Annotated in this window: 14 protein-coding genes and 1 pseudogene; 9 read left to right on the top strand and 6 right to left on the bottom strand. The window is 42.0% G+C overall.

All coding sequences use genetic code 11. The annotated features are described in order from the left end of the window. The first annotated feature begins 337 nt into the window (after window positions 1-337). Window positions 338-1,285, top strand: a complete 948-nt coding sequence (locus tag ACYRY3_RS14705) for an RpnC/YadD family protein (RefSeq protein WP_460202447.1) — start codon at window positions 338-340, stop codon at window positions 1,283-1,285. Window positions 1,286-1,384: 99 nt separating this feature from the next. Continuing rightward, entirely contained in the window at window positions 1,385-1,618 is a 234-nt protein-coding gene (locus ACYRY3_RS14700; RefSeq protein ID WP_460202388.1) for a hypothetical protein, read from the top strand. A gap of 50 nt (window positions 1,619-1,668) precedes the next feature. On the opposite strand, the gene ACYRY3_RS14695 is transcribed toward ACYRY3_RS14700, so the two are convergent. Next, window positions 1,669-4,050: an NACHT C-terminal helical domain 2-containing protein gene (locus ACYRY3_RS14695; protein ID WP_460202387.1), complete on the bottom strand. Its 2,382-nt coding sequence runs from the start codon at window positions 4,048-4,050 to the stop codon at window positions 1,669-1,671. Window positions 4,051-4,313: 263 nt separating this feature from the next. On the opposite strand from ACYRY3_RS14695, the gene ACYRY3_RS14690 reads away from it, so the two are divergent. Continuing rightward, window positions 4,314-4,529 carry a hypothetical protein gene (locus ACYRY3_RS14690; RefSeq protein WP_460202386.1) on the top strand — a complete coding sequence of 72 codons (216 nt, stop codon included), beginning with the start codon at window positions 4,314-4,316 and terminating at the stop codon, window positions 4,527-4,529. A 256-nt stretch (window positions 4,530-4,785) separates the two neighbouring features. Here the strand turns inward: ACYRY3_RS14690 and ACYRY3_RS14685 are convergent, their stop codons facing one another. Continuing rightward, entirely contained in the window at window positions 4,786-5,652 is an 867-nt protein-coding gene (locus ACYRY3_RS14685) for a DUF4397 domain-containing protein (protein ID WP_460202385.1), read from the bottom strand. Window positions 5,653-6,022: 370 nt separating this feature from the next. On the opposite strand from ACYRY3_RS14685, the gene ACYRY3_RS14680 reads away from it, so the two are divergent. From ACYRY3_RS14680 to ACYRY3_RS14670, 3 genes are all read left to right on the top strand, one after another. Then, window positions 6,023-6,235, top strand: coding sequence for a hypothetical protein (locus ACYRY3_RS14680; RefSeq protein ID WP_460202384.1), 213 nt, complete (start codon window positions 6,023-6,025; stop codon window positions 6,233-6,235). Window positions 6,236-6,561: 326 nt separating this feature from the next. After that, window positions 6,562-7,659 carry an ATP-binding response regulator gene (locus ACYRY3_RS14675; protein ID WP_460202383.1) on the top strand — a complete coding sequence of 366 codons (1,098 nt, stop codon included), beginning with the start codon at window positions 6,562-6,564 and terminating at the stop codon, window positions 7,657-7,659. Window positions 7,660-7,693: 34 nt separating this feature from the next. Then, window positions 7,694-9,070, top strand: a complete 1,377-nt coding sequence (locus tag ACYRY3_RS14670) for an aldehyde dehydrogenase (RefSeq protein WP_460202382.1) — start codon at window positions 7,694-7,696, stop codon at window positions 9,068-9,070. Window positions 9,071-9,124: 54 nt separating this feature from the next. Here the strand turns inward: ACYRY3_RS14670 and ACYRY3_RS14665 are convergent, their stop codons facing one another. The 4 genes and pseudogenes from ACYRY3_RS14665 to ACYRY3_RS14650 all read right to left on the bottom strand — a co-directional run bounded on the left by ACYRY3_RS14665 (window position 9,125) and on the right by ACYRY3_RS14650 (window position 11,534). Further along, window positions 9,125-9,718 (bottom strand): sulfite oxidase-like oxidoreductase, encoded by a 594-nt coding sequence (locus ACYRY3_RS14665; RefSeq protein ID WP_460202381.1) that lies wholly within the window; start codon window positions 9,716-9,718, stop codon window positions 9,125-9,127. Between the two features lie 90 nt (window positions 9,719-9,808). Then, window positions 9,809-9,970, bottom strand: a complete 162-nt coding sequence (locus tag ACYRY3_RS14660; protein ID WP_460202446.1) for a 50S ribosomal protein L32 — start codon at window positions 9,968-9,970, stop codon at window positions 9,809-9,811. Continuing rightward, a pseudogene (locus ACYRY3_RS14655) lies at window positions 9,952-10,578 on the bottom strand (metal ABC transporter permease); the annotation flags it as partial. The pseudogene ACYRY3_RS14655 and the gene ACYRY3_RS14660, both read right to left, overlap by 19 nt. Before the next feature lie 119 nt (window positions 10,579-10,697). Continuing rightward, on the bottom strand, window positions 10,698-11,534 hold the full coding sequence (locus tag ACYRY3_RS14650) for a metal ABC transporter ATP-binding protein (RefSeq protein WP_460202380.1): 837 nt from the start codon (window positions 11,532-11,534) through the stop codon (window positions 10,698-10,700). Between the two features lie 318 nt (window positions 11,535-11,852). Between ACYRY3_RS14650 and ACYRY3_RS14645 the strand changes: the two genes are divergently transcribed. The 3 genes from ACYRY3_RS14645 (at window position 11,853) to ACYRY3_RS14635 (ending at window position 14,468) form a co-directional block, all read left to right on the top strand. Beyond that, window positions 11,853-12,785 (top strand): metal ABC transporter substrate-binding protein, encoded by a 933-nt coding sequence (locus tag ACYRY3_RS14645; protein WP_460202445.1) that lies wholly within the window; start codon window positions 11,853-11,855, stop codon window positions 12,783-12,785. Between the two features lie 368 nt (window positions 12,786-13,153). Then, window positions 13,154-14,233: a glycosyltransferase family 4 protein gene (locus ACYRY3_RS14640; protein ID WP_460202379.1), complete on the top strand. Its 1,080-nt coding sequence runs from the start codon at window positions 13,154-13,156 to the stop codon at window positions 14,231-14,233. Between the two features lie 43 nt (window positions 14,234-14,276). Further along, window positions 14,277-14,468: a hypothetical protein gene (locus ACYRY3_RS14635; protein WP_460202378.1), complete on the top strand. Its 192-nt coding sequence runs from the start codon at window positions 14,277-14,279 to the stop codon at window positions 14,466-14,468. Window positions 14,469-14,722 lie beyond the last annotated feature (254 nt).

The following is a 14,722-nucleotide window of genomic DNA, read 5'->3' as shown; positions in this document are numbered from 1 at the left end:
TTCAATATTGTAGGTAGGGCTATGCCCACCATATTAATCTGTAAATGACACAGACAAGGCAGAGAAAATAAGCGGAGAATGTAGTATATACTGCAATACGGTTTAGATAAGACCAAAAACCTTATCAGGAACACAACGTAGAGACGCGCCATGGCGCGTCTCCATGTAAGTATTTCTTTATACATAATTTAACTGAAGCTTATTGGTATATACTGAATTTGGACTATTAGAGATGGCGATCTGCCGCTATGCTGTAGCGAAGCGATCGCCTGCTCTAACTTAAGGGTGCGCTATTCAATTTACAACCTCTCTTGTAAACGTGACAATTGACAATTTCATGACCGAACAACGCACTGATTATGATAGTCCTTGGAAAGAAGTTATTGAAAAATTTTTTCCTCAATTTTTAGAATTCTTTTTCCCTGATGCTTACGTCGCAATTGATTGGACTCGACCTCCTGAATTTTTGGACACAGAACTGCAACAGCTAGAACCGGATGCAGAAATTGGCAAGCGACTCGTAGATAAAGTGGCGAAGGTTTGGCTAGTTGATGGCAAAGAGGCTTGGGTATTAGTTCATGTGGAAGTCCAAGGACAGTACGATAAGGAGTTTGCCCAACGGATGTACACCTACAATTACCGTTTGTTTGACCGCCACAAACAGAAAGTCATTAGTTTAGCAGTTTTAGCTGACGAAGAAGCATCTTGGCGACCTTCAAGTTACGGATACTCACTTGCAGGATGCCGCGTCAGTCTGGAGTTTCCCACAGTGAAACTTTTGGACTATGAAGCGCAGTGGGAAGCGCTAGAACAAAGCACTAATCCCTTTAGTATAGTTGTGATGGCGCATCTAAAAACCAAAGCAACGCATCGCAACCCAGAAAGTCGGTTACAGTGGAAATTGAACCTAGTAAGAAGATTATTTGAACAGGGATATAGTCGGGAAGATGTTCTGGGGTTATTTCGATTTATTGACTGGGTAATGGTGTTGCCGGACGAGTTGACTCATAGTTTTAAACAAGAATTGAGAAGTTACCAGGAGGTACAGAAAATGCGGTACGTAACAAGCATTGAGCGACTAGCACAAGAAGAAGGTATGCTCAAAAAAGCACGAGAGTTTGTGATTAAAACCTTACAGACGCGATTTGGAGTAGCGCCTGAGCCCATTGTGGAAGTCATCAATAGACTTGAGGATCTATCTGTGCTGGACACTCTTTTCACCAGAGCGATTACAATTAGTTCTTTAGAAGAATTTCAGCAGGTGCTTGACGAGAGCCTATCTTAAGAGAAAATCATAAAACGTTTATTTTACTTCCTAAAGAGACAAGCGCTAGCTTTTGGAGGAAGTTACAAAAAGATTGGAAGTTACGAGGAGGTACAGAAAATGCGGTACGTAACAAGTATTGAGCGACTGGCACAAGAAGAAGGTAGGCTGCTAATCACAAGAGAGTACTTAATTAAAATTTTGCAGACGCGGTTTGGAGTAGCTCCTGAGCCCATTGTGGAAGTCATCAATAGACTTGAGGATCTATCCGTATTGGACACGCTGTTCACTAGAGCGATTACGATTAGTTCTGTAGAAGAATTCCAGCAGGTGCTTGACGAGACTATATCTTGAGACAATAAGATGGAGAGTGGGCGTAATAGGTAGTTTATCCAGTATATGGGCTACAAAATCCGTTGCCGTTTTTCAATCTCTGCCACAGGCAACAGCAAGGTTTCTTCAATTTCTTGCCTGACTTCATAGCTTATATAACAGTCACTATTTAGGCAATTTACCAGCAGACCGTTGGCATCGTAATACTGCTGCAACAGTTGTTTTTGTACATCGCTTAACTGCCAATCATGCCCTATATTGCGATGCTCAATCATCATCGTTCTCAATTGCTCAATCACAATTTGACCATTTGCTTCCCACCATTCTACATTTGCCTTCTTATCAAGATTGGGTTTTGGCAGTAACTTCTTAATGTTTGCTAGTAATATTCGCATTTCTGATTTAGGAGGCTTGAGTTTAAATTCCAACTGAAAGTTAAATTGAAAATTAGATTTCGTTTCTCTTAAGAAACCACAGTTTTTTCTATCTAAAGAAATATATAAAGTCATATCAAAAACTGGTATACCTATACCTTCTACAGAAATTTTGGAAAAATATTTATAGATGCCAAAATCAGAAATTTCAGTGAGAGCAAGATCGAATAATAATAACCATAACAAGCGGTCGCAATTATTTATTAAATTATTGTCAAAGGCAACACTCCGTTTGGCGAGCCACAAATATATCGCTTTTACATATTGTTTTGGGTATGGTAATAAAGCCATACAAGATTTTTCATAAATCCAGGTAAGCACTTGTTGCAATTTGTCATCATTTGTCAACAAACCATCAATCTTCTTCTTCATTAATCTTACTAATTCATCTGCCTTTGGCATCATGCCTGCTGTTAGCAGGACGACCTCACGCCAGCGTTTCTCCGCAATATGCTTAACTAAATTTTCCCAAGTAGAGTAGGCAATAATTCCCCTAGCAGTAAAATACTCATGAAATGTTAGGTGAGAGAAGGAATAAATTCCCTTTGCTCGTTCTACCAGTAGCCCGTGCTGGGCTTCAATGGACTTCAAAACAGCTTCGCTATCCAGTTTCAAAACCTCTGGATCGGTGTCAGCATCGCGTAAGTTACGGATAAAACCGACAATGTACGCCTCAATAGTTTTTTGTTTAAAGAAATAGTCCTTTTGCTCAAAGGTGGTTAGGGCAATTTGGCTCAGCAAGTCTTCCCGGCGTTGCAAAGACAGGTTTTTATAGACTACATCCCGTTCTATGTTGCGTTTGGCATCCCATTTTTTCAGCAAAACATCCAACCCTTCTTTGTAAAGTTCGGAACGATTAGTCGGAAAATTTCCAGCTTCACCAAATACCAAACAAAGCAGGGTCAGCAGCAAGGGATTAGTTGCCAGTTCGTGAATTTGCTCGTCCCCTTTCAGTTTTTCAATGAAACGCTTACCTTTTACTGGGTCACTTAACCGAAACCAGTTTCGGGCAAACATGGCAATTTGCTCCTTGTCAAAATCTGCCACTTCTACTTCGGTGAACGTTTCAAAGGTATATTCTTTTGCAGCAATGCGACAGGTGATAACAAACTGATTGGTGTGAAACTGTTCGGAAATTTCTCGAATTTGACGCAACACGCGCTTAGTATCCTCTTCCCGGACTTCATCCAGCCCATCTAGTAGCACCAACGCTTTACTCTGTCTTACCAGTTGGTCTGCTTTTACATCAGCATCTGTCACCCCGTATATTGATAACTGCTGGGAAATATATTTCAGCAAGTCTGGTTGTTTAGGGGCTTCTGCAAAATCTTTAAGACTGATAAATAAGGGAACTCGGTCAGCCTGAAAATGCCCCTCAATGCATTGCATCGCCAGATACTTCATAAAGGTGGTCTTTCCTGCTCCCGGTTTACCCAAAACCATGAGCTTAGTGTGCTGCCGCACCGCCTCCAACCCAGATACTCGCTTTTCTTTGACTCCGCTCAGTCCAAATCGTTCAAAGTTTTCGCCATCACAGTTTTGCAGCAGTTCTGTAATGTCCAGTCGCCTGCGTCCCGTAATTTTCTCCAAAATGTTGACGTTGGTATAGATACCACGCTCTCCAGTTAACTCTATTGGCTGGTTCATATCCAGTACCCGCATGGTGCCACACCGTTCTCTAATGCTGGATTTAATTTGTTCGCGGATTTCCTGGACTAAAGCATTGATATTACTATCTAAAATATGCGTCGTGAAGACACCAGAGGGTTGTTGTGCGTATCGGTTGCCTAAGTACTCCCGCAAGCGGTTTTCTTTAACGGGTCCACTGCCACTGATGCGAAACTTCTTGTAAATCCCTGTTAAGCTGCTACTGAGGTTACTGTCAGAGATGTTAAGCGCTTGAGCAACTTGGATTCGGCTCTTTCCACGACCAAATATTTCCAGAAAGACTTCCTTTTCTCTTTTTGATAATTCGCTATATTGCTCTAGTTGGGTGAGGAAGTCTTCTGGTAACGACATATCCGTTATCTAAAACTGCTTAAAGTTCAGTATAGCTAGAGTTTTCTGGAATTTCATCGTTAGTTAAGACGTATAGTGATTCTCGAATGGACGCAATATAGATGTAGGGGAGCAGAGCAAGAGCACTCCTACAATTACTTGTGTTTGACACAACTGAAAACTGCTACATCCGTACAAGTCAAGCTAAGTCAGTGTAAGTCAAGGAAATAACTACAACAGAAAATTGCGACAGTGTACTCAGTTGAGTCACTGGAGTTATCGTAATGCTGGAAATAATCATCAATAAATCTGTTGAAATTGTTCTTGCTCTGCTGTTAAAGAAGGTTTGGGGATGGGTGCTGAGCGATCGCAATTTCAAATCCCTGCATCAAAGCCTGAAAAAGCAGATTCTTTTACTCTATTTGCATTGGGTTTTGCTTAAAGCAAAGGTAAAAGTTGTTTCTGATGAACTACAGCATGATGCTTATACAGAAGGGTAGGGATGAGATGGTGGTGGGCAATGCCCACCCTACCGAGCTGGGTAATGGTATTGCCGGACGAGTTGACGCACAACGGATGGCGAGTTGATGTCCTGTATGAGTGGCGGGCGTCAATCCCGCACCACAAGAAATTTTGACAGGTTTTTTATTTTCCCACAGGCGGCGTGCCACCCATTATGCATGGAAGCAACTCTTCCCTCACTCCCTCACTCTCTCACTCAAAAGTGTTTCTTGACACTCCCTGAGTTTATCTCGCTTACTCCACAATCTGATTGCATCCATTAGCATTAGGAGGTGCTACTTGTGTGGAAGCAGTGGTGAGTGTGAGTGAGTTAGGTCCTTGACCTAGGGGATTACCAGTCGCAATCACATCAAAAATGACTCCGGCGGGAACATCTTGATTGACTACTTCCACCTGGATTGGCGGGTTAAAGGCATCATTAACTAAGGGCTGAAATTGATCGGGTAAAACTGGATTGAAGTTATATCTACCAGCAGAGAGTTCTGGGTAAGCAATAGCAGTTTTGGGGATAAGGTCTGTCAGACGAGTTTCATCCAGATTTGGGCTGGAGGATTTGCTAATACGGAAATCGATGACAGCGTTAGTTTCAGAGAAGCGATACCAACGCCCTTTAAATTTACCAGGATTAGGCTGAGTTAAATCCTCTTGAATCACAAAGGGTGATTCATTAAATAATGGTTGACCAGAGGGACCTTGTATTGGACCTGTTATCGCTACTGTATAGGCTCCATTGGCTGCTCCGGTAAAGGTTCTATAAGCCAGTTGATTGTTTGTACCAGCTCGCACAAAACTGACATCAATACTTCCTGGTGGCAGATCTACGTATTTACTGGCTTGACGAAAAGGCACATTGCTCAGTTTTCTTTGACCGTTGATAATGACATCAACTGGCGCTCCAGTCTCAACAGCAGCATTGATCACTCGTAACTTGACAGGACATATACCGGGTTTTTTCAAAAGGTCTAAGAGCCCGTCAATAGGAAGGATTGCTAAAGTCTGTGATGCTTGTTGAAAACTGGCGGAACTTTTTTGTGGAAAACTAGTCAAACCAATTAACAACACTGACAAAGTACCTAACAGTATTTGCCTGGTGAAAAGCATATTATTCTCCTGTTTTGGACAAAAAAGAACAAGGTAGCAAGCTGTATTCCGCTCTAAAGTTTGGTCAAGCTTGCGATATCTGTTTAATCGAAAGTGTCACAAGAATTGCAATAACGAATATCGTTATATGACATATATATATTATTTTTTTTTAAGTTTTGTCAACCCCCTTATTTGCTATATGAAGTGACTTTAAAAACTCTTTAAAAATCAACTATCATTTTTTTTTATCTAATAAAAATTAAACTGAGTTCTAGGGCAAACATATAAAAATTCGTTAAAAATCAAATTGACAAAAACACGTAAGAGATAAATTGAGTGGCCCAAACACATTAAATGTAAGATACTTTTAGGTTGGTAGTGGCAGTGCATGCGTTCGCCGCTCTTGCGTGCCATTGAAGTTGTTCTTGCTCTGCTGTTAAAGCAGGTTTGGGAATGGGTGCTGAGCGATCGCAATTTCACATTCTGGCATTACATTCTGAAAAAGCAAATTCTTTTACTCTATTTACATTGGGTTTTGCTTACAACAAAGCTAAGGGTTGTCCCTGATGAACTACAGCATGATACTTACACAGGAGGGTAGTACTTGGGGATGATATGGTGGTGGGCAGTGACCTACTGAGCTACCGTGGTGGTTTACAAGTCGGATTTACCCCCCTTTATCCCCTCCTTATAAAGCAATACGGTTGAGTAAAGGCTGATGTGTAAATAATCACGTTGTCCAGACGCGCTGTTTGAAGCGTCTCTACGTTTGGCGCGTCTCTAATGAACGCCACTTGCTACAACTCTGGAAACCAGAGTAACGCAGTGGTTTCTAATGACAAAGGACGATTCTTAATTTGTACCGACCTACTTACAAATGCAGCTCTGCTTAAACTACATTAGTTTTACTACTGCTCTGTTTTTGATATGAACTCCCTATCTTCTAAACCCGACAAAATTCTTGTTGTGGATGACTCTCCAGATAATGTATTTCTGATTAAGACTATCTTGGAAGAAGAAGGTTATACGGTTGCCACGGCAGACAATGGTGTTTTGGCATTGGAAGAAATTGAAACATCAACATGCGATTTAGTACTGCTGGATTTGATGATGCCTGGAATGGATGGTTATGAAGTGACTAGGCGAGTCCGGGCAAATAAGTCATTGCCTTTTATCCCGATTCTGCTGATTACTGCCCATGACTCACCTAATGTTGCTCAGGGCTTGGATTTGGGGGCTGATGATTTTATCCGCAAGCCTGTGACGGTAGATGAGTTACTGGCACGAGTGCGATCGCTTCTCCGCCTCAAACATACCATAGATGAACGTGATGAAATTGACCGCCAACGGCAAGATTTTGTTTCCCGCCTCACCCATGACTTACGCACACCCCTAGTAGCAGCCGATAAGATACTGATGCTGTTTCAGCAGGGGGCTTTGGGAAACCTTTCAGCTCAAATGCAGGAAGTCATTGAGATTATGGCTCGCAGTAACAGCAACCTGTTGGCTATGGTTAATACCTTGCTGGAGGTTTACCGTTTTGAAGCAGGTCGCAAAACCTTAGCATTTCAACCAGTAGATTTACCAAAGCTACTGGATGAGGTTGTTGGAGAATTGAGCCCCCTAGCTGCAGACAAGCAACTCGCACTCAAACTAGAGTTGGATGAGGGCTTGGGTATTGGTACGGTTATGGCAGATCGCCTCGAACTCAATCGCCTCTTTACCAACCTTATAGGCAATGCTATCAAATTTACGGATAGTGGGTCAGTCACTATGCGTATCAAAACGATCGCACCTGATGAATGCATAACTGTTGAGGTAGCAGACACGGGTTCGGGGATTCCGCTTGAAGAACAAGCAACTTTGTTTGAACGATTTCGCCAAGGAAGCCATAAGAGTTCTGGTAGTGGATTGGGGTTATACCTTTCTCGGCGAATTGTTGAAGCACATCAAGGTACGATTGTTGTTAATTCAGAAGTAGGTAAAGGTAGTATATTTACTGTACGTCTACCCATTCAACCCTAAATACTGGTCTTAAGTTACCTCCTGAGGAAAAAAAATGATTGCTCAAGTATCAATTGCTGACATTATCGCTCGGCAAAGGGAATTTTTTAAAACAGGGAAAACCAAAGACGTTAATTTTCGATTAGAACAGCTAAAAGTTCTCAAACAGGCAGTCAATGAGAATAAAGAAGCTATTCTGCAAGCAGTGAAAGCAGATTTGGGGAAACCAGAATTTGAGGCTTATGCCACAGAGATTGGAACTGTTCAAGAAATTAATAATGCTATCAAACATATCAAAACTTGGAGCAAGCCTCAGAAAGTCGCTGCTTCAGTTCAGTTCTTCCCTGCATCAGCAAAGATTTATCCAGAACCATTAGGTGTTGTTTTAATTATTGGTCCTTGGAATTATCCATTTCATTTAATTATCTCACCGCTAATAGGTGCGATCGCTGCAGGTAACTGTGTCATTATCAAACCTTCAGAACTTGCACCCCACACCTCGATTGTTTTAAATAAAATTATCAATAAATATTTCGACCCAGCATATATAGCTGTGATAGAAGGAGGTGTAGAAACCAGCCAACAACTCCTTGCTGAAAAGTTTGACCACATCTTTTTTACAGGTGGAACGGCTGTGGGCAAGATTGTTATGGAATCAGCTGCAAAAAACTTAACACCCGTTACCTTAGAATTGGGTGGAAAAAGCCCCTGCATTGTGGATTCTGACACCAACATTGAACACACTGCTACACGCATCACTTGGGGTAAATTTCTAAATGCAGGTCAAACTTGTATTGCCCCGGACTATCTTTTAGTTGATAGAAAAATCAAAGATAATTTGTTAGAAGAAATTCAAAAACGCCTGATAGAATTTTATGGGGATAATCCAGCAACTAGTCCTGATTATGCCAGAATTGTCAATCAAAGACACTTTAATAGGTTGGTCGATCTGATAAAAGATGGGGAAATTCGCCTTGGGGGAGAAACAAATCCTACAGAGCGCTATATTGCTCCCACGGTGCTTGATAATGTCGGCCTAACAGATCCAATTATGCAGGAAGAAATTTTTGGTCCTATCCTTCCTATCGTTGAATATACAGACATACAAGAAGCACTTGATTTAATTAATTCCAAACCAAAACCACTGGCTTTGTACTTATTTTCTAATAATAAAAGCTTGCAACAACGAGTTCTCCAAGAAACTTCATCTGGTGGAGTCTGTATTAACGACACGATTGTGCATTATGGTGTTTCATCTTTGCCATTTGGTGGTGTGGGTGACAGTGGTATTGGCAAGTACCACGGCAAAGCGAGTTTTGATACCTTTTCCCATTACAAAAGTGTTTTACACAGATCTTTCTTATTCAACTCCAATTTGCTGTACCCGCCTTACAAGGACAAATTGTCTCTGTTGAAGAGAATTTTTAGTTGAAGCCAAGAGTTGGAATCTGTGTAAAGACGCGCTATGGCGCGTCTCTACAACTTATTAACTGCTGTAACGTTCTTCTGCCCAAGGTTCTCCACGACGGTGGTAGCCATTGCGCTCCCAAAAACCAAAGTCCTCTTTTTCTAGAAACTCCAAGCCGTTAATCCACTTGGCACTTTTCCAAGCGTAGAGGTGAGGCACAACTAGCCGCATGGGACCGCCATGTTCTGGAGGTAACGGTTCACCAAAGAGTTGAAAGGCAAAGAAGTTCTCTTCCCGTACAAAGTCTGACATTGAGATATTGGTGGTGTATCCGCCGTAGCAATGTTCCATGACATGGGCTGCTTTGGGGTCTACCTCAATGAGTTTCATGAAATCTGTTATTTTGATGCCAGTCCATTTGACATCAAGTTTTGACCAACGGGTGACACAGTGAAAATCTGCTGTGAATTCGTGGTGGGGTAACGCCATGAAATCTGACCATGTCAAGGTTGTGGGTTTTGCCAAACCCCAAACCCGAAATTCCCATTCCTCTATATTGACTTGAGGTGTGGCTCCATAGGTTAATACGGGAAAACCTTTAGCCAAGTACTGACCGGGTGGAACGCGTTCGTTTTCTTGTTTTGTTGGTTTCTGAAAAAACTTTCCTAGCATAATCGCAGAAAAATAGCTTTTCAGTCATTAGTCATTAGTCATTAGTCATTAGTTAATGGGCTGTTGACTATTGACCTTTGACTATCTAGGTTACGATTCTTCGCCTTCCTCGTCTTCTGCAGTCGGGTAGACAAATGTGGAACGTCCAGTCAAAATTGACTTGCCAAGTGAGAGAGCTTTCTGAGCTTGAATTGTCGCTTTGTGCCTCCAAGTGGCTCGACGTTTATCTCGTTTGGACTTGGATGTAGTGATAGTACTAGAATGACACCTACAGCTTTCATACTAGCTACTATTGTTAAAGCAATGAGTAGCATCAGACCAAAGTTGAGACGATTAACTGGCAATCCTGCTGCTTTTGCCCCTAAAGGATCGAAGGTATAAAACAAAAGTTCTTTATAGAGCAAAAAGACAACTAGCAACACTAAAGCTGCAATGATAGCAGTGTCACGCACTTCTTCAACAGAAACACCGAGAATATTTCCGAAAAGGAAATGATTGAGGTCAATTTTATTATCTTTTTGAATAACAGTAATCAGGGTGATCCCAAGTGCGAAGAATGCGGAAAATACTATTCCCATTGCAGCATCTTCTTTGATGGGCGATCGCGTTTTAATCCAAGCAATTGCCATTGTACTAACGACACCTGCAATAAATGCCCCTATATAAATATTAGTTCCTAGCAAAAACGCGATCGCCAATCCCGGTAAAACTGAGTGGCTGATAGCATCACCCAGCAAAGCTAATCGCTGTACCATTAAGTAGCTGCCGACAACAGCACACAAAAAGCCTACGATGATAGCCACGATCAGCGACCTTTGCATAAAGCCGTATTGTAAAGGTTCAAGTAATGCTTGAATCATAGATGCTAGTTAGTAGTTATTAGTTAGTAGTTATTAGTTATTAGTTATTAGTTAGTAGTCATTGGTCATTGGTCATTAGTAAAATTCTTTTGACCTTTGACCTCTGACTTGTGACTTTTTCATGCTGCTTCTTGCCAAAATACGACCTGACCGCTGTAGGCACGGGACAAATTTTCTTCGGTAAGCACCTGCTGGCGGGAACCTGTGGCGATTAAAGTTTTATTTAATAAAATCAGGTCATCAAAATGGGTAATAGATTCACCCAAGTCGTGGTTAACAACAAGGACAATTTTTCCAGCCGCAGAAAGTTCTTGGAAAACTTCAAAAATGACTGCTTGCGTTTTTTGGTCAATACCTACAAAAGGTTCATCAAAACAGAAAATTTCTGCTTCTTGCGCTAATGCACGGGCTAAAAAGACCCTTTGTTGCTGTCCCCCAGAAAGTTCTCCAATAGGACGGTTGCAATACTCGCTCATCCCGACACGTTGTAGCGCACTTTTCGCAACTTGCCGACTGACATTTGAAAACTGGCGCAACCAGCCTGTTTTCTTAACCCTTCCCATCATGACCACGTCCCAAACAGTAGCGGGGTATGCCCAGTCTATCTGGCTTCGCTGTGGTACGTAGGCTACCTTCTCCAATTGCTGCGTTAGAGGTTTTCCTTGATACTGCACGATCCCATGACTGGGGGTTAACCCCAGCATTGCCTTCAACAGCGTGCTTTTCCCCGCACCATTGGGACCAAAAATTCCTGTCAGTCTCCCTGGGTTGACAAGACAGTTTACATTTGTTAAAGCTTCTACCGAACGGTAATAGACCGTTAAATTAGCAATACTTATACCTTCGTGAGTGTTGGTATTTTGTACAGATGCCCCATGACGCGTCTGTGTAACGGGGATTTCGCTTGTTTTTTTCTGAAAAAGCCGTAATTTTTGTTGAAAAGAGATACTTTCCATAACAGTGCTTAAATAGTTCCTAGCTTGAGCTTACTATAAAAATGAAAGAATAATGAAAACATCTATAATTAGGGATAATACCTGTCATAAATGAAAGTAATACTTCAGGACGAAGGCAGCAGCCTTCTTAAAAATGCATTTCCCCTTGTATCCAAGTCTTACTTTTCACAGGATCTGGAAAACCTCTCTCCAAACCTCTCTCCTGCAAGGAGAGAGGCTTTGAATTCTCCCCCTTCCCTTGTAGGGAAGGGGGTTAGGGGGTTAGGTCGAGCGCTAATTTTTCCACATCAGGTGAAAAGTCAGGTATCCAAGTTGGGTATGGGAATACTGCTGTCTTTCACTTTATTTAGTTGTAGTCAGCAAAACTCTAACCCTACCACTTCCAATGGAGGGAAACCACAAGTGGTAGCAACGAGCACTATTATTGCTGACCTTACGGAGGAAGTAGGAAAAGATGAAATTCAGCTAACTGGAATACTTAAGCCCGGTACTGACCCTCATGTTTATGAACCAGTCCCCCAAGATACTAGGGTGATGGAAGAAGCTGACTTAGTTTTGTATAACGGATATAACCTCGAACCAGGGCTGATTAAGTTAATGAAATCAGCCTCCGTAAAAGCACGCCTAGTCCCTGTGGGGGAAGTCGTTAAGCCTTTGCAGTTGGATGAGAAATCTAAAGGGAAAGTACCAGACCCCCATGTTTGGGGTGATGTCAAAAATGCGATCGCAATGGTCACCGCTATTCGAGACGCTTTGATTGAATTGTCACCAGAAGACAAAGAAGAATTTACTCAAAATGCACAGCAACTGACAAAAGAGTTAAAGCAGTTGGATAGTTGGATACAGGAGCAAATTCAGACGATTCCAGCAAATAAGCGCAAACTAGTCACAACACACGATGCCTTTCAATATTATGCACGTGCATATGGAATACCCGTTGCAGGCACTTTAATTGGTATCAGCACAGAGGAACAACCCAGCGCACAAACGGTGCAGCGCCTTGTAGACGAAATCAAAAAGACTGGTGTTTCTGCAATTTTTGCTGAAACCACAATCAACCCAGCTTTGATTAAAACTGTTGCCCAAGAAGCGGGGGTAAAATTGGCACCTCGGGAACTTTATTCTGATTCTATTGGTGCGCCAGGAAGTGAAGGTGAAACTTATATCAAAATGATGGAGTCAAATACGCGGGCTGTGGTGGAAGCTTTAGGCGGTAAATATGCACCTTTGGAGAGGGATGTTAAGAGTTAGTGGTTATTAGTTAGTGGTTAGTAGTCATAAGCACCCTTAATTACTAACTACTAACCCTTCACAATATTGATCCCCAAGCTTTTTTTCCCAAAAAACCACGATCCCAATTAATGATAAAATTAATTTATATACGTCCTAGGATAGATGCGAATTGAGAAATTTTAAGAATAAAGTACACAGAAGCTGCACTTTAGCTGGTCAGCATCAATTTGGAGGTGGCGCATAAAGGGTGCTAAGTTAACCAAAGAAGCGCTGTATAAAGCGAGCTTGGTTAATTCCAACTTAGGAAAAGGAGGAATGAAAACCTTACGCAAAAGCATCTCAACCCTTGTCCAACGACCACTTAACCAGCTGAACCAAGGAAATATATGAAAATTGCTCAAGTTGCCCCCTTGTGGGAACGGGTTCCACCTTCAACTTATGGAGGAATTGAACTCGTAGTGAGTCGTCTGACCGATGAACTTGTTCGTCGGGGTCATGATGTGACCTTGTTTGCTTCGGGCGATTCGCAAACATTGGCTAGTTTAGAAGCAATTTGTCCTCGTGCATTGCGCTTGGACCCGGACATCAAAGAAGGGATGATGTACGAAATGCTAGAAGCTAGCCTGGTTTACCAACGAGCGGCGGAATTCGACATCATTCATTCCCATATAGGAGTATGGGCTTTACCATTGGCAAGCACGGTATCAACTCCCACAGTTCATACTTTGCACGGTGCATTTACTCGTGATAGCAGCAAAGTATATAGCCTGCACAGAACGCAACCATATATCAGCATTAGTAATGCACAGCGCCAAATAGACCTCAATTACGCAAGCACCGTTTACAACGGCATTGAGATCGCAGATTATAAATTTGTAGCGCAACCAGAACAACCGAATTATCTTGCATTCTTAGGACGCTTTTCTCCAGAAAAAGGACCGCAGCACGCGATCGCCATTGCCAAACAGACGGGTTGGCATTTAAAAATGGCAGGCAAAGTAGATGTCGTTGATAAAGAATTCTTTGAGAAAGAGATTGCCCCACAGATTGATGGTAAACAGATCGAATATCTGGGTGAAGTAGACCATAGTACCAAAGTAGAACTTTTGGGCAATGCATCTGTGACTCTCTTTCCCATCACTTGGCGAGAACCCTTTGGCTTAGTGATGATTGAATCAATGGCAACTGGTACCCCAGTCATTGGGATCGATATGGGTTCTGTACCGGAAGTCATCGCCCACGGTAAAACAGGTATGGTTTGCCAAAGCTATGAAGAAATGGCAGCAATGATTCCAGCCGCTTTGGAATTAAATCGTCAAACCTGCCGGGAATACGTGGAAAATAACTTTACCGTAACCCAAATGGTAAATGGCTATGAAGCAGTTTATGAAAAGATTATCAGGGATCGCAATGAGAGGAACGGACGAGTTCCTTTGCTAAAAACCTCTTTGAAATCAATTGCTTGATAAAGCTGTCGGTAACAGCTTTCACCTGACAAGGAGAATCAATATGAGAACGACAACTCACAGTTGTCCTTGCTGCGGTCATTCAGTGCTGCGACACGTGCGTAATCAAGGAGTTTACTGGTTCTGTCAATCTTGTTGGCAAGAAGTACCCTTGTTACATATCAGTCAGCCACACTCCTTCACCCACGGAAGAAATGGAAAGCCCCCAATGTCATCCCAGTTGATTCTGACGTAAAACAACTAAAGTGCAGCAACAAATAGTTGTCGTTTACGTTTTAACCTCCGAACCACTTTCAATGATGCTTTAGACTCAAGATTTTTAAGCCAATAGTGCAGCTACCAATTTTCTTTTTCTTTTTCTTTTGTTCCTTGCAGTATACATGAAACCCCCCGGCATCCCCTACAACAGGGGAACTGGGTGGGTCTTTTCTATTAAAAGACGCAAAGCATTGATAATTTGTTCCACATCCATAGAAATTTTTTCTAAAT

Source organism: Scytonema sp. NUACC21, from assembly GCF_054684315.1.
The sequence above is the reverse complement of the archived record's forward strand: the minus strand, read 5'-3'. Positions and strand labels throughout refer to the sequence as shown.

Bases quoted from the DNA above. Each gene is read 5' to 3' on its own strand.
- ACYRY3_RS14690 (WP_460202386.1), top strand. From the start codon at position 4,314: ATGCTGGAAATAATCATCAATAAATCTGTTGAAATTGTTCTTGCTCTG.
- ACYRY3_RS14700 (WP_460202388.1), top strand. From the start codon at position 1,385: ATGCGGTACGTAACAAGTATTGAGCGACTGGCACAAGAAGAAGGTAGG.
- ACYRY3_RS14645 (WP_460202445.1), top strand. From the start codon at position 11,853: ATGGGAATACTGCTGTCTTTCACTTTATTTAGTTGTAGTCAGCAAAAC.
- ACYRY3_RS14680 (WP_460202384.1), top strand. From the start codon at position 6,023: ATGCGTTCGCCGCTCTTGCGTGCCATTGAAGTTGTTCTTGCTCTGCTG.
- ACYRY3_RS14705 (WP_460202447.1), top strand. From the start codon at position 338: ATGACCGAACAACGCACTGATTATGATAGTCCTTGGAAAGAAGTTATT.
- ACYRY3_RS14640 (WP_460202379.1), top strand. From the start codon at position 13,154: ATGAAAATTGCTCAAGTTGCCCCCTTGTGGGAACGGGTTCCACCTTCA.
- ACYRY3_RS14650 (WP_460202380.1), bottom strand. From the start codon at position 11,534: ATGGAAAGTATCTCTTTTCAACAAAAATTACGGCTTTTTCAGAAAAAA.
- ACYRY3_RS14675 (WP_460202383.1), top strand. From the start codon at position 6,562: ATGAACTCCCTATCTTCTAAACCCGACAAAATTCTTGTTGTGGATGAC.
- ACYRY3_RS14685 (WP_460202385.1), bottom strand. From the start codon at position 5,652: ATGCTTTTCACCAGGCAAATACTGTTAGGTACTTTGTCAGTGTTGTTA.
- ACYRY3_RS14665 (WP_460202381.1), bottom strand. From the start codon at position 9,718: ATGCTAGGAAAGTTTTTTCAGAAACCAACAAAACAAGAAAACGAACGC.
- ACYRY3_RS14670 (WP_460202382.1), top strand. From the start codon at position 7,694: ATGATTGCTCAAGTATCAATTGCTGACATTATCGCTCGGCAAAGGGAA.
- ACYRY3_RS14695 (WP_460202387.1), bottom strand. From the start codon at position 4,050: ATGTCGTTACCAGAAGACTTCCTCACCCAACTAGAGCAATATAGCGAA.
- ACYRY3_RS14635 (WP_460202378.1), top strand. From the start codon at position 14,277: ATGAGAACGACAACTCACAGTTGTCCTTGCTGCGGTCATTCAGTGCTG.